Source organism: Coprococcus sp. RTP21428st1_C9_RTP21428_210409, assembly GCF_040227395.1.
In the GTDB taxonomy this organism is placed as follows: Bacteria; Bacillota; Clostridia; order Lachnospirales; family Lachnospiraceae; genus Coprococcus; species Coprococcus aceti.
The window spans coordinates 1-26,126 of the sequence record NZ_JBEHVV010000005.1 but is presented as its reverse complement, the minus strand read 5'-3'; the positions used below and the strand labels follow the sequence as shown (position 1 = coordinate 26,126).

At 42.9% G+C, this 26,126-nt stretch carries 27 protein-coding genes; 26 read left to right on the top strand and 1 reads right to left on the bottom strand.

Translation table 11 applies throughout. The annotated features are described in order from the left end of the window. Positions 1 to 62: 62 nt before the first annotated feature. The 23 genes from ABUA34_RS02035 to ABUA34_RS01925 all read left to right on the top strand — a co-directional run bounded on the left by ABUA34_RS02035 (position 63) and on the right by ABUA34_RS01925 (position 22,332). On the top strand, positions 63 to 578 hold the full coding sequence (locus ABUA34_RS02035) for a YceD family protein (protein WP_015534953.1): 516 nt from the start codon (positions 63 to 65) through the stop codon (positions 576 to 578). Positions 579 to 591: 13 nt separating this feature from the next. Further along, positions 592 to 774 (top strand): 50S ribosomal protein L32, encoded by a 183-nt coding sequence (gene rpmF / locus ABUA34_RS02030; protein WP_004850916.1) that lies wholly within the window; start codon positions 592 to 594, stop codon positions 772 to 774. A 229-nt stretch (positions 775 to 1,003) separates the two neighbouring features. Next, positions 1,004 to 2,014: a phosphate acyltransferase PlsX gene (plsX, locus tag ABUA34_RS02025; protein ID WP_022216447.1), complete on the top strand. Its 1,011-nt coding sequence runs from the start codon at positions 1,004 to 1,006 to the stop codon at positions 2,012 to 2,014. Further along, positions 2,014 to 2,703 carry a ribonuclease III gene (gene rnc, locus ABUA34_RS02020; protein WP_022216448.1) on the top strand — a complete coding sequence of 230 codons (690 nt, stop codon included), beginning with the start codon at positions 2,014 to 2,016 and terminating at the stop codon, positions 2,701 to 2,703. Before plsX ends, rnc begins: the two co-directional genes overlap by 1 nt. A 3-nt stretch (positions 2,704 to 2,706) precedes the next feature. Beyond that, positions 2,707 to 6,264, top strand: coding sequence for a chromosome segregation protein SMC (gene smc, locus ABUA34_RS02015; protein WP_349822774.1), 3,558 nt, complete (start codon positions 2,707 to 2,709; stop codon positions 6,262 to 6,264). A 30-nt stretch (positions 6,265 to 6,294) separates the two neighbouring features. Next, positions 6,295 to 7,272 (top strand): signal recognition particle-docking protein FtsY, encoded by a 978-nt coding sequence (ftsY, locus tag ABUA34_RS02010; protein ID WP_022216450.1) that lies wholly within the window; start codon positions 6,295 to 6,297, stop codon positions 7,270 to 7,272. Between the two features lie 103 nt (positions 7,273 to 7,375). Further along, complete coding sequence (ilvA, locus tag ABUA34_RS02005) at positions 7,376 to 8,620, top strand: threonine ammonia-lyase (protein WP_238050276.1); 1,245 nt, start codon at positions 7,376 to 7,378, stop codon at positions 8,618 to 8,620. A gap of 15 nt (positions 8,621 to 8,635) precedes the next feature. Continuing rightward, positions 8,636 to 10,075 carry an ASKHA domain-containing protein gene (locus ABUA34_RS02000; protein WP_118649332.1) on the top strand — a complete coding sequence of 480 codons (1,440 nt, stop codon included), beginning with the start codon at positions 8,636 to 8,638 and terminating at the stop codon, positions 10,073 to 10,075. Then, entirely contained in the window at positions 10,072 to 10,869 is a 798-nt protein-coding gene (locus ABUA34_RS01995) for an MBL fold metallo-hydrolase (RefSeq protein WP_117548954.1), read from the top strand. Before ABUA34_RS02000 ends, ABUA34_RS01995 begins: the two co-directional genes overlap by 4 nt. A 73-nt stretch (positions 10,870 to 10,942) precedes the next feature. Then, the gene (locus tag ABUA34_RS01990) at positions 10,943 to 11,215 is read left to right on the top strand and encodes an ACT domain-containing protein (protein WP_015534945.1); all 273 of its coding nucleotides are present in this window, start codon (positions 10,943 to 10,945) and stop codon (positions 11,213 to 11,215) included. Between the two features lie 36 nt (positions 11,216 to 11,251). Beyond that, entirely contained in the window at positions 11,252 to 12,616 is a 1,365-nt protein-coding gene (locus ABUA34_RS01985; protein ID WP_022216453.1) for a PFL family protein, read from the top strand. A 169-nt stretch (positions 12,617 to 12,785) separates the two neighbouring features. Then, the gene (locus ABUA34_RS01980) at positions 12,786 to 14,654 is read left to right on the top strand and encodes a TIGR03960 family B12-binding radical SAM protein (RefSeq protein WP_118016534.1); all 1,869 of its coding nucleotides are present in this window, start codon (positions 12,786 to 12,788) and stop codon (positions 14,652 to 14,654) included. After that, the gene (locus ABUA34_RS01975; protein ID WP_055222657.1) at positions 14,638 to 15,336 is read left to right on the top strand and encodes a TIGR03936 family radical SAM-associated protein; all 699 of its coding nucleotides are present in this window, start codon (positions 14,638 to 14,640) and stop codon (positions 15,334 to 15,336) included. Before ABUA34_RS01980 ends, ABUA34_RS01975 begins: the two co-directional genes overlap by 17 nt. Before the next feature lie 46 nt (positions 15,337 to 15,382). Next, entirely contained in the window at positions 15,383 to 16,549 is a 1,167-nt protein-coding gene (locus ABUA34_RS01970) for a ribonuclease E/G (protein ID WP_173794531.1), read from the top strand. A 156-nt stretch (positions 16,550 to 16,705) separates the two neighbouring features. Beyond that, positions 16,706 to 17,014, top strand: coding sequence for a 50S ribosomal protein L21 (gene rplU / locus ABUA34_RS01965; protein ID WP_004850943.1), 309 nt, complete (start codon positions 16,706 to 16,708; stop codon positions 17,012 to 17,014). A gap of 28 nt (positions 17,015 to 17,042) precedes the next feature. Then, a complete protein-coding gene (locus ABUA34_RS01960) occupies positions 17,043 to 17,369 on the top strand; it encodes a ribosomal-processing cysteine protease Prp (protein ID WP_015534943.1) in 327 nt (108 codons plus the stop codon). A 5-nt stretch (positions 17,370 to 17,374) separates the two neighbouring features. Beyond that, a complete protein-coding gene (rpmA, locus tag ABUA34_RS01955; protein WP_004850948.1) occupies positions 17,375 to 17,662 on the top strand; it encodes a 50S ribosomal protein L27 in 288 nt (95 codons plus the stop codon). Positions 17,663 to 17,855: 193 nt separating this feature from the next. After that, entirely contained in the window at positions 17,856 to 19,151 is a 1,296-nt protein-coding gene (gene obgE, locus ABUA34_RS01950) for a GTPase ObgE (protein WP_055144437.1), read from the top strand. Positions 19,152 to 19,165: 14 nt separating this feature from the next. Continuing rightward, the gene (gene yhbY, locus ABUA34_RS01945) at positions 19,166 to 19,453 is read left to right on the top strand and encodes a ribosome assembly RNA-binding protein YhbY (RefSeq protein WP_022216458.1); all 288 of its coding nucleotides are present in this window, start codon (positions 19,166 to 19,168) and stop codon (positions 19,451 to 19,453) included. Between the two features lie 13 nt (positions 19,454 to 19,466). Beyond that, positions 19,467 to 20,090, top strand: a complete 624-nt coding sequence (gene nadD / locus ABUA34_RS01940) for a nicotinate (nicotinamide) nucleotide adenylyltransferase (RefSeq protein ID WP_022216459.1) — start codon at positions 19,467 to 19,469, stop codon at positions 20,088 to 20,090. Positions 20,091 to 20,159: 69 nt separating this feature from the next. Further along, positions 20,160 to 20,738: a bis(5'-nucleosyl)-tetraphosphatase (symmetrical) YqeK gene (gene yqeK / locus ABUA34_RS01935; protein ID WP_349822773.1), complete on the top strand. Its 579-nt coding sequence runs from the start codon at positions 20,160 to 20,162 to the stop codon at positions 20,736 to 20,738. 1 nt (position 20,739) lies between these two features. Then, positions 20,740 to 21,090 carry a ribosome silencing factor gene (gene rsfS / locus ABUA34_RS01930; protein ID WP_173794532.1) on the top strand — a complete coding sequence of 117 codons (351 nt, stop codon included), beginning with the start codon at positions 20,740 to 20,742 and terminating at the stop codon, positions 21,088 to 21,090. A gap of 288 nt (positions 21,091 to 21,378) precedes the next feature. Next, positions 21,379 to 22,332 carry an HD-GYP domain-containing protein gene (locus ABUA34_RS01925; RefSeq protein WP_349092678.1) on the top strand — a complete coding sequence of 318 codons (954 nt, stop codon included), beginning with the start codon at positions 21,379 to 21,381 and terminating at the stop codon, positions 22,330 to 22,332. Positions 22,333 to 22,627: 295 nt separating this feature from the next. On the opposite strand, the gene lexA is transcribed toward ABUA34_RS01925, so the two are convergent. After that, positions 22,628 to 23,248, bottom strand: a complete 621-nt coding sequence (gene lexA, locus ABUA34_RS01920; protein ID WP_022216463.1) for a transcriptional repressor LexA — start codon at positions 23,246 to 23,248, stop codon at positions 22,628 to 22,630. A gap of 312 nt (positions 23,249 to 23,560) precedes the next feature. Here lexA and yneA point away from each other — a divergent pair, with 312 nt between their 5' ends. The 3 genes from yneA to ABUA34_RS01905 all read left to right on the top strand — a co-directional run bounded on the left by yneA (position 23,561) and on the right by ABUA34_RS01905 (position 25,979). Continuing rightward, entirely contained in the window at positions 23,561 to 23,890 is a 330-nt protein-coding gene (gene yneA, locus ABUA34_RS01915) for a cell division suppressor protein YneA (protein WP_015534940.1), read from the top strand. Between the two features lie 274 nt (positions 23,891 to 24,164). Next, positions 24,165 to 25,229 carry a tyrosine-type recombinase/integrase gene (locus ABUA34_RS01910; protein WP_055144446.1) on the top strand — a complete coding sequence of 355 codons (1,065 nt, stop codon included), beginning with the start codon at positions 24,165 to 24,167 and terminating at the stop codon, positions 25,227 to 25,229. 30 nt (positions 25,230 to 25,259) lie between these two features. Next, the gene (locus ABUA34_RS01905; protein WP_117548961.1) at positions 25,260 to 25,979 is read left to right on the top strand and encodes a tRNA 2-thiocytidine biosynthesis TtcA family protein; all 720 of its coding nucleotides are present in this window, start codon (positions 25,260 to 25,262) and stop codon (positions 25,977 to 25,979) included. Positions 25,980 to 26,126 lie beyond the last annotated feature (147 nt).

Below are 26,126 nucleotides of genomic sequence, written 5' to 3'. Positions count from 1 at the left end.
TTTTGTTGACAATAAATATCTGTATATGTATAATAGCAGATGTGCGATTTTTAGGAGATATTATGTTAATTGATTTATCTGAGATTTTATCCACTGAGGGATTGACTAAAAGCGTTGAAGTACATGTAGACTTTGATAGTTTCCAGTTTAAGGGAATGGACTACCGGATTGGACAGGCAGATGATTTTCAACTGAATCTGTCGAATGACGGCAAGAACAGAGTCAAGGTTACCGGAAGCACTGATGTTGTCATGGAGCTTGTGTGTGACAGATGTCTGGAGGAGTTTGAGAGAACTTTCCATATAGATATCGACACAGTTATTGATACTTCCGTTTTGGATTCTGATAAGGTAGATGAGATAGATGAGTTAAGCTATTTTGAAGACTGTAATATCGATATGGACGCACTGTTGAAAAAGGAACTGATGGGTTTAGTTCCAATACAGATTCTGTGCAGGGATGACTGCAAGGGACTCTGTAAGGTGTGTGGAACGAATCTAAATCATGGTACATGTAACTGTGATGATTTTGTTCCTGATCCGAGATTATCAGTTTTTAATGACATCTTAAAGAATTGAGGAGGTGTGAATAATGTCAATTTGTCCAAAGAATAAGAGCTCAAAGGCTAGAAGAGATAAGAGAAGAGCTAACTGGAAGATGTCTGCACCAGCATTAGTTAAGTGCAGCAAGTGTGGCGAGTTAATGGTTCCACACAGAGTTTGTAAGAACTGCGGTTCATACAACAAGAAAGAGATTATCTCAGTTGCTGAGTAATTTCCAGTTCTCACTCGGTATTTGAGTAGTAGAATAAACAAGACCTTTCTTATTTTTATAATAAGGAAGGTCTTTTTTCGTGCACATATATACATGGCGGTTTGTATATTTGTACTGAAATATTTGACTTTGACAATTCAGAAATATATAATGACCTTGTGCGTTTGCACCTAAAAATAATTATATGGTGGGATATCCCATAATACACGTAAGATAGGAGAGTTTTGATATGGGCGATACAAGAATTGTAGTAGATGCTATGGGCGGAGATTATGCACCGGAGTGGATCATAAGAGGTGCTGTAGAAGCTGTGAACGAAGGGGCAAAGGCTCATATAATTCTCACTGGAAAAGAGGCTGTCATAAAGGGTGAGCTTGCAAAATACACATATGACACCTCCAAGATAGAGATAAAGAACTGTACTGAGGAGATCACATGTCACGATGCACCTGTTCAGGCAATCAGAAGCAAGAAAGACTCATCACTTACAGTTGGAATGAATATGGTAAAAAGTGGAGAGGCTGACGCAATAATCTCAGCCGGAAGCTCAGGAGCCATCCTTGCAGGAGGACAGCTTATCGTCGGAAGATCCAAAGGTGTGAAGAGATCACCTCTGGCACCACTCATCCCTACGACCAAGGGATATTCACTTCTTATTGACTGCGGTGCTAATGTAGATGCGAGACCTGAGCATCTGCTTCAGTTTGCAAAGATGGGTTCCATATATATGGAGAACATCGAGAAGATCGAGAAGCCAAGAGTAGCCATCGTCAATATTGGTGACGAGGAGGAGAAGGGTAACGCCCTCGTAAAGGAGACATACCCACTGCTCAAGGAATGTAAGGACATCAATTTTGTTGGAAGTATAGAAGCTCGTGAGATTCCAAATGGTGCTGCAGATGTCATCGTATGTGAAGCATTTGTGGGAAATGTTATCCTCAAGCTGTACGAGGGACTTGCAAAAATGCTGCTTGGAGAGATCAAGAAAGCGGTCATGTCTTCATTCAAGTCAAAGATCGGCGGTGCACTTATAAAGGATTCCCTCGGAGAGCTCAAGGAGAGATTCAACGCCAAGACAAAGGGTGGAGCACCTCTTCTTGGACTTAAGGGACTCGTAGTAAAGATCCACGGCAACTCACACAACGAAGAAGTTAAGAGTGCAATATTCCAGTGCATCAACTTCAGTGAGACCGGAGTAAACGCCAAGATTGCTGAAAAGCTGAGTGAGGAGCAGGCATAATGAAGAAGGATTATGGTGAGCTTGAAAAAAGAATAGGATACGAATTCAAGGATATAAGACTTCTGATAACGGCTCTGACACACACGTCATTTGCAAATGAGCTTAAGGTTAATAAAACTGAGTCATATGAGAGACTTGAGTTTCTCGGGGATGCCATCCTTGAGTATATTGTGAGTGACTATCTCTTCCGCAAGAAGAGAGAATATGAGGAGGGAAAACTCACAAAGCTGAGGGCAAGTCTTGTATGCGAATTTACTCTTTCACAGATATCCGAGAGTCTTGGATATGGCAAATTTGTCCTTCTTAGCAAGGGTGAAGCCCAGACAGGCGGAAGGACAAGGAAATCCATTCTGTGTGATCTCTTTGAATCCGTTCTCGGTGCGATGTATCTTGATGGCGGAATGGATGTCGCCAAGAAGTTTGTCCATCAGTTCCTGCTGGATGACGTTGAGACAAAATCATTGTTCTACGATGCAAAGTCAACCCTTCAGGAATTCTGCCAGAAGAATGGAAAAGAATTAAAGTATGAGCTCATAGAGGAGAAGGGGCCTGAACATAACAAGATATTTGTATCGGATGCCATGATAGATGGCCAGGCTACAGCCAGAGGTGAGGGTTCAAACAGAAAAAACTCCGAACAGATGGCTGCATACAAAACATTGTTACAATTAAGAAAAAAGCAGGATTAATTTATGTATTTAAAGAGTATAGAGGTAAATGGCTTCAAGTCATTTGCAAACAAGATAGTATTCAAATTCAATCACGGAATAACCTGTATCGTTGGACCTAATGGTTCGGGTAAGAGCAATGTAGCGGATGCAGTGAGATGGGTTCTGGGTGAACAGAGTGCCAAGAGTCTCCGTGGTTCCAAGATGGAGGATGTCATTTTCTCGGGAACACAGCTCAGAAAGCCGCAGGGCTCCGCATATGTTGCCATAACTCTTGACAACAGCGATCACAGCCTTCCTATAGATTATAATGAAGTCACAGTTGCAAGACGAGTATACAGATCAGGAGAGTCTGAATATCTGATTAACGGTACTGTCAGCAGACTGAAGGATGTATATTCTCTCTTCTTTGACACCGGTATCGGTAAGGAGGGTTATTCAATCATCGGACAGGGCCAGATCGAGAAGATCCTCAATGGTAAACCTGAGGAGAGACGAGAGCTTTTTGACGAGGCTGCCGGAATCGTAAAGTTCAAGAAGAACAAGGCTGCTGCGGAGAAATCACTTGAAGCAGAGAGGGACAATCTCAGCCGTGTCAACGACATTCTCAAGGAGCTTGAAAAACAGGTCGGACCACTCAAGGAGCAGTCTGAGACCGCAAGGAAATACCTGGCATTTAAAAATGAATTAAAAAAACTCGATGTGAATGCATTCCTTCTCGAGACAGAGAAACTTAAAACAGCTCTCGAGGAAGATCAGAACAGGCTCACTATCGTAAACGATGATATAGATGAGAGCAAGCAGGCGTATGAACAGACAAAGGAAGAATACGACCAGATAGAGACTGCTATAGAGCAGCTCAATTCCATAATTGAGTCATCTAAAAACGAGATTCATGAGAACAGGCTTGCAAAAGAGCGTGCTGAAGGTGAGATAAATGTTATCAACCAGCAGATAATCACACTCAAAATGAACGATCAGAACATACATGATCAGATAGACCGAATCAACAGCCAGATCGAGTCCGGCGAGGAAGAACTCGCAGATTACACATCCCAGAAAGATGAACTGGATGACTCTATCTCAGAAGTTGAACAGGCACTTAAAACAGCCCAGAAGGAAAGCTCCGACATGACCTCCTACATAGAGACCTGCCAGCAGGAGATTGAGAGCTGCAAGGCTGACATCATAGAATATATGCATGAGAGCGGTAATCTCCAGGCAAAGGTCGGAAGATATGACGCCATGCTGGAGAATATCAACTTTAGAAAGACACAGCTCAACCAGAGACTTCTGCAGTTTAAGAGCGACGATGCCGGGGACAAGAAGGAATATGAGTCACTGTCATCACAGCTTGCCGAACTTGAGGCGGGAGTAAAGGTCATTCTCGCGGGATTGGACAGTGCAACCGATCAGCTTGCCCAGAATCAGAATAGAAACAAAACTAACCGTGAGCTGATCCACAACACCAACGAGAAGCTTTCGGCCACAGAGTCCAAGATGGAGGCTCTCAGAAATATAACTGAGAGATACGACGGATACGGCAACAGTATCAGACGAGTCATGGAACAGAAACAGTGGAATCCGGGCATAATAGGCGTTGTTGCGGACATAATCACGGTAAATCAGAAGTACGAGGTCGCTGTGGAGACTGCCCTTGGCGGAAGTATACAGAACATTGTCACTGAGGACGATGCCACTGCCAAGAGAATGATCTCATATCTGAAGACCAACAGACTCGGACGTGCAACATTTCTTCCGCTTAACACCATAACAGACCGCGGTTCCGTCAGAAATGATGTGCTCAGGGAAAAAGGAGTCATAGGAGTTGCATCAGATCTTGTTGAGGTCGATTCCAAATTCAACACGCTGGTAAAGAACCTTTTAGGCAGGATCATAGTTGTCGACAATATCGATAATGCCCTGGCGGTAGCGCGTAAGAACAATCAGTCGCTCAGACTTGTCACCATAGAGGGAGAACTGATAAATCCGGGCGGATCAATGACCGGAGGTGCATTCAGGAATTCCAGTAACCTTCTCGGAAGAAAGAGAGAACTGGATGAACTCAAGGAGCAAATCGATAACCTGAAATCAACAGCGTCAAAGGCTGCGGCTCTCGACGCACAACTTAAGACTTCAAGAGATCAGCTCAGACAGGATATAGACAAATACAACTCCGAACTGCAGCAGGCATATCTGAAAAAGAATACTCTGACCATGAGTATTGACCAGGTCAAAGAAAAACTTGCCGAATCTGAAAGAGTATTTGTCTCGATCGAGAAAGAGGTAGCAGAGCTCAATAATCAGATAACGGAGATAAACAACAATAAGGATTCTCTTGCCGACAACAACAAAAAGCATGAAGCCATGAGGCTTGAAGCTGAGGCAAGAGTGGAAGAACTTGAGGGACAGGGACAGGAGAACAAGGATAAGCTCACCGCTGCAAACGCAAGGGTATCTGAGCTTATGATTAAGTTTAATTCCGTCAAGCAGAAAGAGGACTTCATTGTAGAAAATATCCGAAGAATAAATATGGATATCGAAAAATACAAGGAAGAACTTGAGGGCTTTACAAGCCGCGTGGAGTCATCATTCAGTGAGATCACAGAGCTGGAAGACAGGATAGCTGCTATAAAGACAGATATCGCAAGCAGAACCGGAAGTATCGCTGACAACGAGGACAAGGTAAACGAATTCTCAGTCAAGAGAGAGGAATTACAGCAGAGCCACAAGGAATTCTTTGCCAGACGAGAAGAACTTTCCGAAAAGATTGCAGGACTCGAGAAGGACTCATACAAGCTCACATCGGTAATCGAGAAGAACACTGAGAAAGCAGACGAACTCAGCAACTATATGTGGGAGGAGTATGAGCTTACATACAGCAGTGCCCAGGAACTCAAGGACGATAATCTTCCTGAACTGCCGGCACTAAAGAAGGAGATCGTTGCAGTAAAGGCCAAGATCAAATCCCTTGGAGATGTCAACGTCAATGCCATAGATGACTACAAGGAAGTCTCTGAGAGATACGAATTTCTCAAGGGACAGCATGACGATATAGTCAGTGCGGAGACCAACCTTGTAAATATCATTGCGGAGCTTGAAAAATCAATGCAGGAGCAGTTTGCCGAGAAGTTCAAGGAGATACAGGTCATGTTCGACAAGGTATTCAAGGAGCTGTTCGGTGGTGGACGTGGTGCACTTGAGCTGGTTGATACCGAGGATCTTCTTGAAACAGGTATCAGGATCATAGCACAGCCACCTGGAAAGAAGCTCCAGAATATGATGCAGTTGTCAGGTGGAGAGAAGTCCCTCACCGCCATAGCACTGTTATTTGCAATTCAGAGTCTGAAGCCATCACCTTTCTGTCTGCTGGACGAGATAGAGGCGGCTCTTGACGACTCAAACGTAAGAAGATTTGCACAGTATCTCAACAGGCTTACAAAGGATACGCAGTTCATAGTTATATCACACAGAAAGGGAACCATGGAGGCTGCTGATATCCTGTACGGTATAACCATGCAGGAGAAGGGTGTATCTACCCTCGTATCAGTCAACCTTATTGAGAACGATCTGGATAAATAACAATAGAAGATATTAAACAGGAGGTATGTCATGGCAGAGGAAAAAGAGAAAAAAGGATTTTTTGCGAGACTTAAGGCAGGTCTTGCAAAGACAAGAGATAATATAGTAGAAAGCTTTACAGATGTATTCGGTGCATCCCATATAGATGATGATTTCTATGAGAATCTTGAAGAGACATTTATCATGGCTGATATGGGATATGAGACGACTGAGAAGGTTATAGAGGGACTTAAGCAGAAGGTTGAGGATTCACACATCAAAGAACCTGCTGCCTGCAAGGAACTTGTGATCAATATAATCAAGAACCAGATGTCTGTGGACGATTCAGCGTACGACTTCGAGAATAAGAAGTCCGTTGTGCTGGTCATCGGGGTAAATGGTGTCGGCAAGACAACGACCATCGGAAAGCTTGCTGCCCAGTACCGCCAGAGAGGCAAGAAGGTTCTCATGGCTGCTGCCGATACATTCAGAGCTGCCGCCATAGATCAGTTAAAGACCTGGGCTGACAGGGCACAGGTTGATATAATTTCACACAATGAGGGCGCTGATCCCGCTGCAGTTGTATACGACGCAGTGGCTGCCGCCAAGGCAAGAGATACGGATATCCTTCTCGTTGATACAGCGGGAAGACTTCACAACAAGAAGAATCTCATGGACGAGCTTGCAAAGATGAGAAGGATCATCACAAGGGATTATCCGGAGGCAAATGTTGAGGCGCTCATAGTTCTGGACGGAACAACAGGTCAGAATGCCCTTGAACAGGCAAGACAGTTCAGCAATGTAACTGAGCTTGACGGTATAGTTATCACCAAGCTTGACGGAACTGCCAAGGGTGGTATTGCGATAGCGATCCAGGCAGAGCTTGACGTACCGGTCAAGTTTATCGGAGTTGGTGAGAAGATCGGTGATCTCCAGAGATTTGACCCTCAGGAATATGTCAACGCATTGTTCGCAGATTTTGACGAGGACAGATCCGAGATCGATATGCTCATCGGCGATGACATGTAATACTACGGCATATATAATGATCATATGTATGTCAATATACTTATATCTGTGCACAACCATATATGATTTTCAAAAGGATTTTTACATAAGGAGACATTAACAAATGGCAGAACAGAACACAACAGACAAACTGACACTTGCGAAATTTGAGGAGGCCTACGACATTGTACAGAAGGTGGTTCTCCCTACAAAGCTCATATACAGTGACTATTTCAGTGAGATAACAGGCAACAAGGTATACTTCAAACCTGAGAACCTTCAGAAGACTGGTGCATACAAGATCAGGGGTGCATATTACAAGATAAGCACTCTTTCAGATGAAGAGAGACAGAAGGGACTGATAACAGCTTCGGCTGGAAATCATGCCCAGGGTGTGGCATATGCTGCAAAAGCATATGGAGTAAAGGCGACCATCGTTATGCCTTCATCTACACCTCTCATCAAGGTTAACAGAACTAAGGCATACGGCGCAGAGGTTATACTGTATGGAGACGTATATGATGAATCATGTGCATACGCTCTTGAGCTTGCAGAGGACAAGGGTTATACATTCATTCATCCGTTCGATGATCTCGATGTTGCCACAGGACAGGGCTCGGTTGCGATGGAGATCATAAAGGAGCTTCCTTTCGTTGACTATATCCTTGTTCCTATCGGAGGTGGCGGTCTGGCAACAGGTGTGTCCACACTTGCCAAGATGATGAATCCGAACATCAAGGTCATAGGTGTTGAGCCTGCCGGAGCAAACTGTATGCAGGTCTCACTGAAGAACAAGAAGGTTACAACACTTCCATATGTCGACACCATTGCAGATGGAACTGCAGTAAAGACACCGGGAAGCAAGATTTTCCCATATATACAGAAGAACATAGATGATATTATAACTGTAGAGGATAACGAACTCATCGTTTCATTCCTCGATATGCTTGAGAACCACAAGCTTCTTGTTGAGAATTCAGGTCTTCTCACAGTGGCAGCACTTAAGCATCTCGATGTAAAGGGTGCCAAGGTCGTAAGCATACTGTCGGGCGGCAATATGGATATGATAACATTTGCCTCACTTGTACAGCACGGACTTATCGCAAGAAGCAGGATCTTCACAGTTTCAACACTTCTTCCTGACAAGCCGGGTGCACTCATGAACATTTCAAAGGTTATCGCTGATCTCCAGGGAAATGTTATCAAGCTTGAGCACAACCAGTTCGTATCCATCAACAGGAATTCAGCAGTTGAGCTTGTTATCACTATGGAGGCATTTGGCCCTGAGCACAAGCAGCTCATCATCAACACACTTGCTGATAAGGGCTACAAGCCAAAGGAAGTCATGACAAAGGGAATATACAATTAATTGTAGTTGATATCGATGATTAACAATGAACTCACTTTAACCGTAAATGACAACAAAATAATCGCCTGCAGACGCGGTGACAATCTGTTCAAGGTGCTGTGCAGCGCCGGATATGTGTTCAGTGGAAACTGCGGAGGTCTTGGAAGGTGTCAGAGATGTCTGGTGGATGTAAAAGGTGCGGGCACGGTAAAAAGCTGTACCTACACTATCACTGATAACATACAGATAACCATAGGTGAGGATAACATGTCAGTCCTTGCTTCGTACAAGGGTGCTGATGAATCCAACAACGTATATAATGGCGATGGTCGTGGTATAGGCATAGCTATAGATTTAGGCACTACCACCATCGCCATAGAACAGATAGATATGTCTGATGGAAGTGTCACGGACAGATGTGGATTTATGAATCCGCAAATTGAATATGGCAGCGATGTCATATCAAGGATCCGAACAGGCTCCACAGAAGATGGACTGACAAAGCTCAGAAGCTCAGTAGTCACAAGGATTTCCTCAGAGTTGGCCGGAATGGGGGATGCCCCTGCAGATATATCAAGGATAATTATTTCCGGAAACACCACCATGAATGCAATACTGGAGCGGCTGCTTCTGGACAATCTCGGGCATGCACCATTTGAGATCAGGAATCCTGACAGTATAACAGTATCAGGGAAGGATTTCTTTGATGATGAAAGATTTTGCAGTGCAGAAGTCACATGTCTTCCTAACCTCAGCGCATTTGTTGGAGCTGACGCATTGTGCGGTGCAGTCGTCTGTAACATTGACAGGTCTGACAAATATCAGTTGTTTGCAGATCTCGGAACAAACGGAGAACTCATACTTGCAAAGCAGGGCATCGGTTATGCCACCTCATGTGCATGTGGTCCGGCATTTGAGGGAATGCTGAGGAGAGGTGTTGCAGCTCCAACCACAGCCTTTGATCTGCTGAACAGACTTAATTTGCTACACATAGTGAATGACGATGGAGTCCTGGTTGATCAGTATATAGACGGCGGCTACAGACTTGCGGGTGGAGTGACAATTGACATGGATATGATCAGAAGCTTTCTCCTTGCAAAGGCAGCCATATGTGCAGGGATAGAATCCCTCATGGATATGGCGGGGATAACGGCAGAGGACGTATCACGTGTATATCTGGCAGGAGGCTTCGGGTGCAGTCTTAATATATCAAGTGCGGTAAGCCTTGGACTTTTTCCGGACAGTTTTCAGGAAAAATCAGAATTTGCAGGAAATACATCCCTGCACGGAGCACATAAGTGCTTGATTGATAAGAGTTTTATTGATAGAATATATGCGTTTAAAGAGACCCTGACTGCTGTGAATCTCGGTGAGCTTGAGGGCTTTGACAGAAGATATTACAGTCATATGGATCTCAGACCATGGACCGCACAGTCACATGGTACAAATAAATTACAACAGAAGAGTAGATTATGAAATTACTAAGTATAGCAAGCGGTAGCAGCGGTAACTGCTATTACGTCGGCAATAGCGATACCCATCTTCTTGTGGATGTAGGCATAAGCTGCAAGAGGGTTGAAAACGCCCTTAAGGATGAGGGAATAAAGCCGTCTGAACTCGATGGTGTTCTTGTAACGCATGAGCATATAGATCATGTGAAGGGCATAGGTGTTCTGGCAAGAAAGCACGGTGTTCCTATATATGCCACTGCAGGAACCATAGCTGAGATGAAGAAGATGACCTCCCTTGGCAGTATCGATGAGGGACTGTTTCATGAGATTCGTCCTGATGAAAAGATACTGATAAAGGATATAACCGTTGATCCGTCATCCATCTGGCATGACGCAGCGGATCCGGTATGCTACAGCCTGTATGGAGATGGCAAAAAAGTGTCCATAGCGACTGATATGGGCAATTATAATGATTATATTGTAGATAAGCTTGACAACTCAGATATAATGGTAGTTGAGGCCAATCATGATGTCAGAATGCTTGAGGCGGGACCATATCCTTATTATCTCAAGAGACGAATCCTTGGCAACTATGGTCATCTGTCCAACGAATTATCAGGGCAGCTCATATACAGACTTCTGAATGACCATGTGAAGGGTATCATTCTGGGACATCTGAGCAAGGAGAACAATTTTGAAGAGCTGGCATACGAGACAGTCAAGCTGGAGCTTGAAAACAATTCATACGCCAACGATGTAAGGGAATTTGGGCTGGCAGTAGCCAGAAGAGACATGCCTATGGCTGCCATAGAAGCGTAGGCTGATTTTTAGGAGTGAATAAAGATGGGTTCTGTATGTACAGGCTCCATCATCAACAAGGAGGATAAATGAAATGAAAAAGAGAATCATAACTGTAGTAGGTAAGGACAGCGTGGGAATCACAGCTAAGGTATGTGTATATCTGGCAAACAACCAGATCAATATACTTGACATATCACAGACTATAGTTGCAGGGTACTTCAACATGATGATGGTGGTTGATACACAGGAGTCATCCAAATCAACAGAGCTCATCGCGTCAGAACTCGGACAGATCGGAGAAGAGATTGGAGTACAGATAAAGGTACAGCACGAGAAGATCTTTGAGACAATGCACAGAATCTAATAATATACAGTCTGACAGACAGAAAAGAGGATATACATGATTAGCATAAATGAAGTAATCGAGACCAATAAGATGATCTCAGACATGAATCTGGATGTTCGTACCATCACAATGGGAATCAGTCTTTTGGATTGTGTAGGCACAGATGTGGATGATACATGTACAAAGATATATAACAAAATAACAACATATGCCAAGGATCTTGTATCAACAGGTCAGGAGATATCAAGAAGATATGGTATACCAATCGTCAACAAGAGAGTTTCTGTAACACCTATAGCACTGGTTGGTGGTTCCGTATGTAAGACCACCGGAGATTTTGTAAAGATAGCAAAGGCTCTTGACAAGGCTGCAGACACCATAGGAGTCAACTTCATCGGAGGATATTCAGCGCTTGTAAATAAGGGCATGACTCCTGCTGATGAGCTTCTTATCCGTTCAATTCCTGAAGCACTCTCAAGCACAGGAAAGGTGTGCAGCTCCATAAATGTAGGTTCAACCAAAACCGGTATAGATATGGATGCAGTCAAGATTCTCGGAGAGATGATCAAAGACACTGCCGAGCTCACCAAGGAAGCAGATTCCATCGGTTGTGCAAAGCTTGTAGTATTCTGTAACGCACCTGATGACAACCCATTTATGGCCGGTGCATTCCACGGTGTTACCGAGGGAGACTGTGTCATCAATGTCGGAGTCAGCGGCCCTGGTGTTGTAAAGAAAGCCCTTGAGAAGGTAAGAGGAGAAAACTTTGAGGAACTCTGCGAGACCATCAAGAAGACAGCTTTCAAGGTAACCAGAGTTGGACAGCTCGTTGCAAAAGAGGCATCCAAGATGCTCGGCGTACCATTTGGTATAGTTGACCTGTCACTTGCCCCTACTCCTGCAGTCGGAGACAGTGTAGGTGAGATTCTCGAGGAGATCGGTCTTGAATACGCCGGAGCTCCTGGTACAACAGCAGCCCTTGCGCTCCTCAACGATCAGGTTAAGAAGGGTGGAGTTATGGCTTCATCATACGTCGGAGGACTCTCCGGTGCATTCATCCCTGTATCTGAGGACCAGAGAATGATCGATGCAGTTTCCGCAGGAGCATTAACTCTTGAGAAACTTGAGGCCATGACATGTGTATGTTCAGTAGGTCTTGATATGATAGCAATTCCTGGTGATACATCACCTGCAACCATATCAGGAATTATCGCTGATGAGATGGCTCTTGGTATGATCAACCAGAAGACAACCGCTGTAAGACTTATCCCTGTTATCGGTAAGACAGTTGGAGATCAGGCTGAATTTGGCGGACTTCTCGGATACGCACCTATCATGCCTGTCAACAGATTTGCATGTGATAAGTTTGTCAACAGAGGTGGACGTATTCCAGCCCCTATCCATAGTTTCAAAAACTAATATTGGATAATGCGGTATAGGATCACAGTTCCTGATACGATATAGATATATAGAGGATGCGCACTGAATACGGAAATTCCGTGCGCATCTCTTTTGCTGTAATTGAATATTTCCATTTGGAGATATCTGATAATATGATCACAAGAAAATTATTTAAGGATATTATTTTATGAGAAGATTAGCTTTACCGGATGAAATACTGATGAAGGTTGAAAAGCCCGCCAGATATATAGGTGGAGAATACAACAGTGTTATGAAGGACAAGGACAAGGTTGATGTGCGTTTCTGCATGTGTTTTCCTGATGTATACGAGATAGGTATGTCCCATCTCGGAATTCAGATACTGTACGATATGTTCAACAGGAGAGAGGACACATGGTGTGAAAGAGTTTATTCGCCATGGCCTGATCTGGACGCGGAGATGAGAGAACATGACATCCCTCTGTTCGCGCTGGAATCCCAGGATCCTATAAAGGATTTTGATTTCCTTGGAATAACACTCCAGTACGAGATGTGTTACACCAATATTCTTCAGGTGCTTGATCTGGCTGGAATCCCACTCCGTACAAGAGACAGAAAAAAGGGAGACACACTTGTTATAGGCGGAGGCCCATGCTCATACAATCCTGAGCCTATAGCAGACTTCTTTGACATATTCTATATGGGTGAGGGCGAAGTATCATATGATGCACTTCTGGAGCTTTACAAGGTGTATAAGCACTCTGATATGACCAGGGAAGAATTTCTCATAAAGGTGTCCAACATTCCGGGATTATACGTTCCTGAGCTCTATGAAGTCACATACAAGGAAGATGGCACGATAGCTTCATTTGCTCCTAGATTTGAAGATGTGCCTGCCACGATAACCAAGACGGTTGTCATGGATCACAGCAAAGTCACATACCCTGAGAAGCCTGTTGTGTCATTCATGAAGCTCACTCAGGACAGAGTTGTTCTTGAGATCATGCGCGGATGTATAAGAGGCTGCAGATTCTGCCAGGCTGGAATGATATACAGACCAACCAGACCTAAGGATGTCAATCTGTTAAAGGGCTATGCTGAGAAAATGCTGGCAAGTACAGGACACGAGGAGATAACCTTCAGCAGTCTGTCGTCGAGTGATTACGAGGAGCTTCCGGAACTCACAGACTGCCTGATCGAGAAGATGGACAATGAGCATGTAAATATCTCTCTGCCATCGCTCCGTATAGACGCCTTTTCTCTGGATGTCATGAGCAAGATCCAGGATGTGAAGAAGAGTTCACTTACATTTGCCCCTGAGGCAGGAACGCAGAGACTCAGAAATGTTATAAACAAGGGTCTCACAAAGGAGAACATAATGGATGGTGCCCTGAAGGCCTTCAAAGGCGGCTGGGATAAGGTGAAGCTGTACTTCATGATGGGCCTTCCTACTGAGACATATGACGATATTGCCGGGATTGCAGACCTGTCGGAGGAGATCACTGAGCTTTTCTTTGCAAATATCCCAAGAGAAGAACGAAATGGACGTGTCATGGTCACCGCATCGGCATCATATTTTGTGCCAAAGCCATTTACTCCGTTCCAGTGGGCTCCGATGATAAGGCCTGAGGAATTTGTCAAGCGTGCATACTTTGTGAAGGACAGATTCCGCGCAGAGAAGAACCATAAGAGTCTTAAGTTCCAGTACCACGAAGCAGATATCACCATACTTGAGGGACTGCTTGCTCGAGGCGACAGGAAGCTCTGCGATGTAATATATGATGTCTATAAGGCCGGTCAGATATTTGACGCATGGACAGAGTTCTTCAAAAAAGAAAACTGGGACAACGCCATGGCAAAGCACGGTCTGGATATAGATTTCTACACATACAGGGACAGAAGTGTTGATGAGATACTTCCATGGGATTTCATTGATATAGGAGTCACAAGAAAGTTCCTTGAGAGAGAGTGGGAGAACGCCCAGAACGAAAAGGTAACCCCTAACTGCAGACAGCAGTGTTCCGGCTGTGGTGCCGCAAGATTTGGAGGAGGTGTATGTTTTGAAAATAAGAATTAAATACTCCAAGCTCGGTAACCTCAGATTTATAGGACACCTTGACGTTATGAGATATTTCCAGAAGGAGATAAGACGTGCCGGTCTGGATGTGAGCTATTCCAAGGGATATTCGCCTCACCAGATCATCTCGTTTGCCGCTCCGCTGGCCATGGGAATCACTTCTGATGGCGAATACTTTGACGGAGAATTTGAATCCGTTACAACATCCAGAGAGATGATCGATGCATTGAATGCCGTATCGGTTGATGAGATGAAGGTCACTGAGTGTGTACTTCTTCCCGATGATGCAAAGAACTCCATGTCAGTTGTGTCAGCATCGGACTATGTCATCTCATTCCTTGACAAAGCAGGAACTGAAGAACGGCATAATATACTGGACAGTGTGGAATCCTTCATGTCGCAGGATCAGATCGTCATTCTGAAAAAAACAAAGAAGAGCGAACGCGAGGAGAATATAAAACCTGGTATCATGACCTGCGAACTGAGGGACGATCAGATATATATGCTGCTGTCAACCGGAAGTGAATACAACCTCAAGCCGGAGCTCGTCATGCAGGCTCTCTGCGCGTATGCGGGTGTCAGTCACAACCAGTTCCATTATCATATTCACAGACTGGAGACGTACATGGATGGCCCTGATGGCAATATAATACCTCTATACAAGGCCGGTTCACCATTCTAAGAGTCTGCCTGACCGCATATTTGAAAGATTATAAGGGGAATATCACATGAGAAAGCTGGTAGTTTCACACTACGACAACAAAATATTACAGGCTGTTATACAGGATGGCAAAGTCACAGATCTTAACCTGTCAGAGGGCAGTACAGTCCTCGGCAATATCTATGTGGGCAAGGTGGCCAACATCGTAAACAATATAAATGCCTGCTTCGTGGATTACGGTGACAGACTTCCCTGCTACTACAGTCTGGATGACAATGATATTATATACGCCGATGGCAGGGAGCACACAAAGCTCAGGATCGGCGATGAGATAGTCGTTCAGATCAGCCGTGACGCAGTCAAGACCAAGAACCCTGTTGGTTCATCGGAGCTCACCCTCCGCGGGGATTACTGTGTGGTCCACACCGGGGAACAGATCGGTGTATCGAACAAGATAAGCAGCAGAAAGCTCCGGGACGAGCTTAAGGACATCGCGCGAAATACCCTCCCGGCGGGTATAGGTTGTATCATTAGGACAAATGCTGTGGATGCGGACCCTGAACTCATAAAACGTGAACTGAATGAGCTGGGCGGTCGTCTCACGCAGATCCTGAAGGCCGCAGCAACCAGAAAATGCTTTTCCTGTCTGTACCGGAATCCACCGGAATATATAGAAAACATAACTTTCATGGGAAGTAATAAGCTAGATTCACTGGTAACCGATGATGAAGAAATATTCCACGTATTTGAGGATTACATAGAGAAAAAACAGCCTGGAACAATAGACTTAACGCTTCATACCGATACGGAATGTCCGCTTACGGCAATCTACAATCTCAATAAAGAAGTGGAGGGAGCTCTAAAGGAGAGAGTATGGCTTAAGTCAGGTGCCTACCTTATAATCCAGCAGACTGAGGCCATGGTAGTTGTGGATGTGAATACAGGCAAGGCTATATCAGGCAGAGATATGGAACAGCACATGCTGAAGGTCAACACCGAGGCTGCCATCGAAACCTGCCGTCAGTTAAGACTCCGCAATCTGTCAGGGATAGTAGTCATAGACTTTATAAACATGAAGAATCCCGATGATATCCTCAGGATACGTGATACCCTGATAAGAGAGCTGGCAGACGATCCTGTACCAGCCAAATTCGTAGATATCACCAAGCTTGGACTTATAGAGCTGACCAGAAAGAAGTTAAAGAGACCGCTTCACGAAATGGTTAAGCTTTGATGAAAATAAATCAAAAAATATTGTAAAAATATATCAGAAAATTATTGACAAATAATCATCTCAATGGTAGATTATATGAGTGTGCCGCACAGTTAGGTATAAGTGTGTCAACAGACACCACCAAAACTGGCGAGTTTGATTAAGGAGGTATTAACCATGTACGCAATTATAGCAACAGGCGGTAAGCAGTACAAGGTAGCTGAAGGAGACGTGATCAAGGTTGAGAAGCTCGCAGCAGAGGCTGGAAGCGAAGTAACATTTGATGATGTTATCTTAGTAAGCACTGATTCAGACGTTAAGTGTGGAGATGCAGTTGCTAATGCATCTGTAACAGCATCAGTAGTTGGTGAAGGCAAGTCTAAGAAAGTTATTGTTTACAAGTACAAGAGAAAGACTGGCTATCACAAGAAGAATGGTCACAGACAGTCATATACTAAGGTTGAGATCAAGAAGATCAACGCTTAATTGGTATTGATTGTATCGATTATAAGACATGATTGATGTAGTTATTTATCAGAACAGCAATTCGGAATATATAGGATTTAAGACAGATGGACATGCGGAATATGATGATCCTGGACAAGATATCGTCTGTAGCGCAGTTTCAGCGATCACGATAACTATCCTGAACTCTGTTGAGAAGCTTTCAGATGTGAATTTCACACTTGACTGCGATCAGGAGAGCGGACATATGGATTTCATATTCACAGAGGAGCCGGATATCAAGGCACAGACTTTGATGCAGGCGCTTGTGATCGGTATATCCGGAATCGAAGAATCCTATGGCGATTATATTTGTATGACCTTTAAGGAGGTGTAATTGACATGATGAAGATGGAACTTCAGTTTTTCGCTCATAAGAAAGGTGTAGGTTCTACAAAAAACGGCAGAGACTCAGAGTCCAAGAGACTTGGCGCTAAGAGAGCTGACGGTCAGTTCGTAAAGGCTGGTAACATCCTTTACAGACAGCGTGGAACAAAGATTCACCCAGGTCTTAACGTTGGTATCGGCGGAGATGACACACTGTTCGCTACAGCTGATGGTATCGTTAGATTTGAGAGAAAGGGTAGAGACAAGAAGCAGGTTTCTATCTATCCAGTAGTTAACGAGTAATATTGGATATATATAAGTAATACTATCAAGAGACTGGAGTAATTTTTATTATTCCAGTCTTTTTTTACAGACAAAAGTGCAGATATGGGGTATACTATAAAATAGTGTGCAGATGTATCTGCAGAACTTGACACAGGTAGTTTAGACATTGAATATTCGGTATAGAATATCTGACATAGAAAGGCGGTATATTATGTTTGCCGATAGAGCCAGAATATATGTGAGATCAGGCAAGGGCGGTGACGGACATGTATCCTTCAGAAGAGAGAAATATGTTCCAAACGGCGGTCCTGACGGCGGTGACGGAGGTAATGGCGGTGACGTTATCTTTGTTGTCGACGAGGGAATGAACACGCTCACTAACTATAGACATGTGACAAAATACAAAGCCGGAGACGGTGAAGAGGGCGGCAAGAAGAACTGCCATGGCAGCAATGGTGCCGATATCGTGCTCAAGGTTCCACCTGGAACTGTTGTCAAAGATTCAGAGACAGGTAAGGTTATTCTAGATATGGCATACAAGAAGGAACCTGTTGTTTTCCTTAAAGGAGGCCGTGGTGGCCGTGGCAACAGAACATATGTAACTTCGACCATGCAGGCGCCAAAGTATGCACAGCCTGGTCAGCCAGCCAAGGAGCTTACAGTAGATCTTGAACTCAAGTGTATAGCTGACGTAGGACTTGTCGGATACCCAAGTGTAGGTAAATCAACCTTCCTTGCAAGAGTTACGAATGCCCGTCCTAAGATCGCGGCATATCATTTTACCACTTTAGTTCCGAACCTGGGTGTGGTGGATCTCGGGGATAAGAACGGCTTCGTGATCGCAGACATTCCAGGAATAATTGAAGGTGCGTCAGAAGGAACAGGTCTTGGACTTCAGTTCTTAAGACATATAGAGCGTACAAAGGTTATAATCCACATCGTGGATGCAGCCTCGGTGGATGGAAGAGATCCGATCAATGATATCCACGTAATCAATGAAGAGCTCAAGAAGTACAATAAAGACATCGAGAACCGTCCACAGGTTATAGCAGCCAACAAGGTCGATCTTCTGGATGATATGGGCTATGAGACTGTCATAGAGATGCTTAAGGAGGAATTCCCGGAGGATGAAGGATATAAGATATTCCCTATATCTGCAGTATCAGGAAAGGGTATCAATGAACTTCTCTGGTATGTCAATGACCTTGTAAAGCAGTCTCCAAGGGAGATCATCGAATTTGAACCTGAGATAGATCTGTCCATGCAGGATGATCCTGAGCTTCCATTTGAAGTCAGAAAGTCAGACGAGGAGGAGGGTGTATATATCGTCGAGGGTCCACGAATCGAGAAGATGCTCGGATATACGAACCTTGAATCTGAGAAGGGCTTTGATTTCTTCCAGAAGTTCCTCAGAGACAATGGAATACTTGCACAGCTTGAGGAGCTTGGCTGTGTAGACGGAGATACTGTAAGAATGTATTTCCTTGAATTTGATTATTATAAGTAAAGGAATAAATATATATGAATAGCAAACAGAGAGCATATTTAAAGGGGCTGGCACAGACCATCCAGCCTATACTCAACATAGGCAAATCATCACTCACACCTGAGTTCACAGAATCTGTTGCAGAGGCTCTTGAGGCGAGAGAACTAATCAAGATCTCTGTTCTCAAGAACTGTCTTGACGATCCTCGTGAGATAGCAGCTATGCTCGGTGAGAGAACCCACTCACAGGTAGTTCAGGTGATCGGCAGAAAGATCGTTCTGTACAAGGAGTCAAAGGAACATAAGAAAATCGAACTTCCATAGGGGGGAATAAGCCATGCTGGCACAAAAAGCAGGACATGTAGGTATACTCGGCGGAACATTCAATCCTATACACTATGGACATATAGAGCTTGGCGTACAGGCACTGGAACAGTTTAGACTGGATAAAGTGCTTGTGATGCCCAACAATAAGCCTGGTTATAAAGATATTTCCAACGAAGTTACAACAGATCACCGGGTCAACATGATAAAACTTGCCATAGATGGCATAAAAGGGTTGGAGTATTCTGATTTTGAGCTCAGACGTCCCGGGATCACATACACCTCAGATACGCTTGAGGCCCTTCATGAGTTATATCCTGACGTTCACTGGTATTTTATCATGGGCGGGGATTCCATTATGTATTTTGACCACTGGCACAGACCTGACATCATATCAAGGCATGCAACGCTGCTTGTCACAACAAGAAGTGGAGCTCCTGAGGATATGATCAACGACAAGATAGCAAGCCTGCAAAGCTTGTTTCCGGCTTCTGATATCCGCCGGGAGTACATCCACCAGCACGATATATCCTCAAGTGATATAAGAGCTGCTGTGCGGTCAGGAGAAGATATCAGGGATATGGTTCCCGACAGCGTGATAACATATATCAGGGACAATGGTCTATATCACGTTTGATCTGGCAGGTATAACAACATATATTGAATATTACTTATACTTGAACATTTGCAACAGATAGGAGATAAGATGAACAGATTTGAGATGCGTGAGCGCCTTGAAAACAAGCTCACAAAGAAAAGATTTGAACATTCACTTGGTGTGGAATATGTATCAGGCTGCCTGGCCATGGTTCACGGAGCAGATGTGAACAAAGCTTTGACTGCCGGACTTCTACATGACTGCGCCAAATGTCTGCCTGCAGACGAGAAGATAGCAAGATGCCAAAAACACGGACTTCCAATAAGCCAGGTCGAATTTGCTAACCCTGAGCTTTTACACGCAAAGCTGGGAGCATATTACGCAAGAGAAAAATACGGAGTTGACGATGAGGACATCCTATCGGCTATAGAATTCCATACCACTGGAAGACCGGCTATGTCGCTTCTGGAAAAGATTGTTTTTGTGGCTGACTATATAGAGCCGAACCGTAAGCCTTTGCCGGAGATAGATGAAATAAGAAATGAGGCATTCTCCGATATTGACGCTTCGGTGGCCCACATATTAAAGAATACTTTAACTTATCTGGACAGTGGCAGCTGTGGAGACACGGACGAAATGTCTGTCCGGACATATAAATATTATACATCATTGAACAGTGAGGACTAATATGGCAGATTCCAGAGAGATGCTCAAGATAGCATGTGCTGCTCTTGAGGATAAAAAAGCATTTGACATTAAGATCATAGACATAAGCAGAATTTCAACCTTATGTGATTATATAGTGATAGCTGACGGAACAAATAAAAAACAGGTTCAGGCACTCAGCGATAATGTTGAGGACCATATGCACGAAGCTGGATATTCCCACAAGGGAGTGGAGGGATATTCTGAAGGTGGATGGATTTTGCTGGATTATTATGATATAATAATCCATATATTTTCTGAAGAATCAAGAAGATTCTACAACATAGAGAAGATATGGAGTGACGGAGATATTATATCTCTGGACAGCATATAAGATATTCAGTTTAAAATAAGATTGGGTTGCAAGTAAGAATTTGGGGATTAAAACATGGAGAGTAACAGGCTATTAAGCGACAATTATATCAAGATCAATCATATTGCCTCCAAATGTATGAGGCTTTTTGCTATATTGATACTTTTGTACTGGGTATTTACATATATTGGAGGGCAGTGCAATATAGTGCTCCTGTGTTCCTGCATGGGAGTATGCTGTATTCTGACCCTTATACCTACGATTTTTATTGATCTACTTAAGAACAATGAGGGCAAATGTATAAAATATGTGGTAATTGCATTGGCTGTACTCATATGCTCCATACTCAATACAACTTTATCGTACACAGCTATGATCGTCTGGATATTTCCTATGCTTGTAGCTTCCCTTTATTATAACAAAACAATGGTTCTCTATACTGCGCTTTTATCTACAGTCGGTGTATTCGCTGCAGATATAGTCAATTACAGATTATGTGATCTTGTTATTCCACCCGCACATGATGATTTTGCTGACAATATGATACTGGTCATAGCGCCATGTGTTATAGCCATTTTTATCATGTCATTTGTATCATATTTCATAGTATCAAGAAACTCAACAATGCTCAATAATGTTATAGACCATGCTGAAGAGGTCAAAACTAATCAGAAGGAACTCATATATGCGTTTGCCGAGCTCTCAGAGAGCAAGTCAAAATCAACAGGTGAGCACATCAAGAGAGTTGCAAAATACATGGAGGTTCTTGGAAAGGCATCCGGTTTTGATGACGATTATGTTGACATGCTTTCAACCGCAGCCATGATGCACGATATCGGCAAACTGATGATCAGCGAGGAAATACTCAACAAACCTTCCCGTCTTACAGATGAGGAGTTCGCCATTATGAAGAGTCATGTATTATATGGTGACGCACTTCTCTCAAAATGTCCGGGACAGATCCTTCAGATTGCAAGAACGATCGCCAAGGAACATCATGAGAAGTGGGATGGCTCTGGATATCTGCATATGAAGGGAGAAGAGATCGCATATATCAGCAGGCTTATGGCTGTATGTGATGTATTCGATGCCCTTACATCAGCAAGATACTACAAGAAAGGCTGGTCTATGGAGGAGGCTTATACCGAGATAGTAAGCCAGAGTGGTAAACAGTTTGATCCAAAGGTAGTATTATTATTCCAGGCTCATTTCAAGGAATTCAAACAGATAGCAGAACAGAATGCTGATAAGCACATATACTAAAATGTGATTACTTAAAAATAGGCTAAATATACATTAAGCTAATAGGCTAAAAAACTGTTTTTTATGGTTTTTTAGCCTATTTTTGTTGAATTTAGGCTTGAAATAAGCTAATTAATTGGTATAATGTAATTAACAAGTTGATATAAATTAACTATTTTGAAGTTAATTTACTTTTAATAAGCCCCCTCTTAAAAAATATGACATAAATTGATCCCCAGGTCATATACGTAAATGTTGCTGACGTATGTTGACCTGGGGATCTCTTTCTTAATGGATTTATTATATTATATTGTAATTACATCTGCCTAAATAATCCGATAACCTTTCCGAGTATATCGCAGTGGTCTACGATAATTGGATCCATATAATCATTTTCCGGCTGAAGTCTTATATGACCATTCTCCTTAAAATATCTCTTTACTGTAGCCCCATCATCGATAAGTGCAACCACAATATCACGATTGGAAGCAGAAGAGCATTGTTCAACAATAAGGAGATCACCATCGTTGATTCCGATGTTGATCATACTTTCGCCCTTAACGCGAAGCATGAATGTCTGATTATTGGTGTTATGTAAATATTCCGGTGGAATAGGAAAATAATCCATAATATTCTGTGTGGCAAGGATAGGAAGTCCCGCTGCAACCTGTCCAACAACAGGTATATTAATAACCTCACGCCTTGACAATGCAAAATCATCATCTATTATCTCTATAGCCCTTGGTTTTGTTGGATCACGCCTTATATATCCGTTCTCCTCAAGAGATGCGAGATGAGCATGTACTGATGATGTAGACTTGAGTCCAACAGCCTTGCAGATCTCTCTTACTGAAGGTGGATAGCCCTTCTTAAGCTGTTCTTCCTTGATATATTCCAAAATCTCTGTCTGTTTATCAGATATCTTTCCTTTTCCCATGTATATTGAACCTCCACAAATAAATTCTATTTAACATAATCTGTTGTATACAAAATATGATAGCACATATGTTCTGATATTGCAAACGAATGTTCTGTTTTAATTTTGCTTTGTTTTGAATATTCTTGACCGGATCTATTCTTTCGTGGGAATAAAAATGGACACCTGATAGTGCATAATATAGGAGTATTAAGGATTCAGAGTTACAATACGAACTGCAGTCGTACAAGTGTTCGAAAATCACTTGACAACAAAACATCTGTTCGATATAATACGAACATAGTAACAAACATACGTTCAGGAGGGATAGAGATGAATAGATTATTTAATTTCATTAGCAATAAAAAGGTGACAATAATTGTAGCCATAATCATAGCAGCAGTATTATATGTTTCGATCACACACATGGATGCATCCGAAGCTGATGCCACCAATGCCAGCACCAAGTATTACACATGTATATCCGTTGAGTCTGGCGATTCACTTTGGGATATAGCCCAGAAGTATATGACTGATGAATATACATCAACCCAGGATTATATCGATGAAGTTGTCTCGATCAACAATCTGAACAACGATTCATCGATAGTAGCCGGAACCAACCTGGTAATACCATATTATGAAGTGACTGATCTCAATTAAACAAGGAATTAGATGTTCTTGATTAACGCATATAGATTCTATTAAATGATAGATTCTATATGCGTTTTCTGTTTAGATTTTTGCTTAGAGAGTCGTAAGAATCAGTGAAAGAAGTGCAGTTGGAATGTATTTTAGTCTATATGTTTCTATTCGCTAAACTCAGGTTTTACGAAAAAAATATAGCATATTATATTAGATTATGCTATAATCCATTTAGTCATATACATGAATATGCCCACAAATTAACATATATCAGGAGGTTTCAAATATAACGATGCCAGCCAAGCCATACAACAAACAGGTCGATGAGAATAATATATTATTGCTCAGAGATATTCTTTCCGAGTTACCACAATACGCAACGATCGCTTTTCGTGGAATTGAGAATACTACATCCACAAGAACACGCCTTGGTTACGCCAGAGATATAAAAACATTCTACGAGTATTTATGTGAAAATAACCCATTCTTTCGTGATAAAACTCCACTTGATATTACTACTGAGGATCTCAGCAGACTTGAGGCCGAGGACATCGAGGAGTTCCTGCATGCCATGAAGCTTTACACTAAAAACGGACGTACATACACCAACGGTGAACAGGCGTTAAAACGCAAATTATCTGCACTCCGGGTATTTTTTGCATACCTGTATAAAAACGACCGTATAAGCTCAAACGCTGCAGAAAAGGTCGACATGCCAAAGATACACGATAAGAAAATTATACGAATGGAGCCAAACGAGGTTGCAGATTTTCTTGATAATGTTGAGTATGGCAGCGGCCTGACTGAACGCCAGAAAAAATATCATGAGAAAAATAAAGTCCGTGACCTGGCGCTTTTATCACTTATGCTCAGCACCGGCATGCGTGTATCCGAATGCGTTGGAATTGATATACGTGACGTTGATTTCGATAATATGCGGATTAAAATCGTTCGAAAAGGTGGCAAGGAGGCATACGTATACTTCAGTGATGAGGCAAGTGAAGCTTTGCTTGAATATCTTGATGAAAGGAAAAAACTGATACCGGAAAAAGGCCATGAGGATGCGTTATTTCTGTCCGGTCAATTAAAAAGAATATCTGTCAGATCAGTTGAGAATATTGTAAAAAAATACTCTCTTACCTCCGTTCCTTTAAAGCATATAACACCTCACAAACTCAGGAGTACGTTTGGCACTGAGCTTTATAGGGCTACAGACGACATATACCTGGTGGCGGACGTATTAGGCCACTCGGATGTAAATACAACAAGAAAACACTACGCTGATATGGATGAGGACAGAAAACGTCGTTTCAGGAACGAAGTACAGCTTCGTGAAAAACGCACAATTAAACCATAATAATATTATGTTAACTTAAGGAGTATTTTTATGAAATCACAAAAGCTTTTATCATATACAAGACGAGCTATAACTGATTACGATATGATCAGTCCCGGTGACAAGATAGCCATAGGAATATCCGGAGGCAAAGACAGTCTGACACTTTTATATGCAATGTCCAAACTGAAAAAGTTTTATCCCATACCATTTGAAATTGAAGCTATAACCGTAGATCTTGGATTTAAGGATTTTGACACGTCCAGACTTAAGGAATATTGCGAGTCACTTGGAGTCAATTATACGGTTTGCAAAACTCATATAGGCGAGATCGTTTTCGATTACAGGAAGGAACCTAATCCATGTTCACTCTGCAGCCGTATGCGTAAAGGAGCCTTCAATGATTGTGCTGCAGAACTTGGCTGCAACAAGATCGCATATGCCCATCACAAGGATGACGTTATAGACAGCTTCCTGATGTCCATGCTGTATGAAGGGCGCATTCACACCTTCTCTCCTGTCACTCATCTGGAGAAATCAGGTGTCACACTCATAAGACCTCTTATATACGCCCTGGAAGGCGAAATAAGAGCATTTGCACGCGCCAACGATCTTCCAGTCTGCAAGAACCCTTGTCCCGCTGACGGCGTCACAAAGCGTCAGGAAAGCAAAGACATTATAGACGAACTCAAAGTACGCGTGCCTGATGTAAAAGATCGTATATTTTCCTCCATCGAGGGTGCCGGAATAGACGGGTGGTCAAGGCACTGATTAATAGCTTATGGATAAAAAAATAAATCCAATCACAAAACAAAAATGACAGTAAGCGTTTAACAAACAATGATATGTACCCTCTTTACTGGACAACCAGTAAGGAGGGTATTTTTATGCGTTATAGTTATGAGTTTAAAATGATGT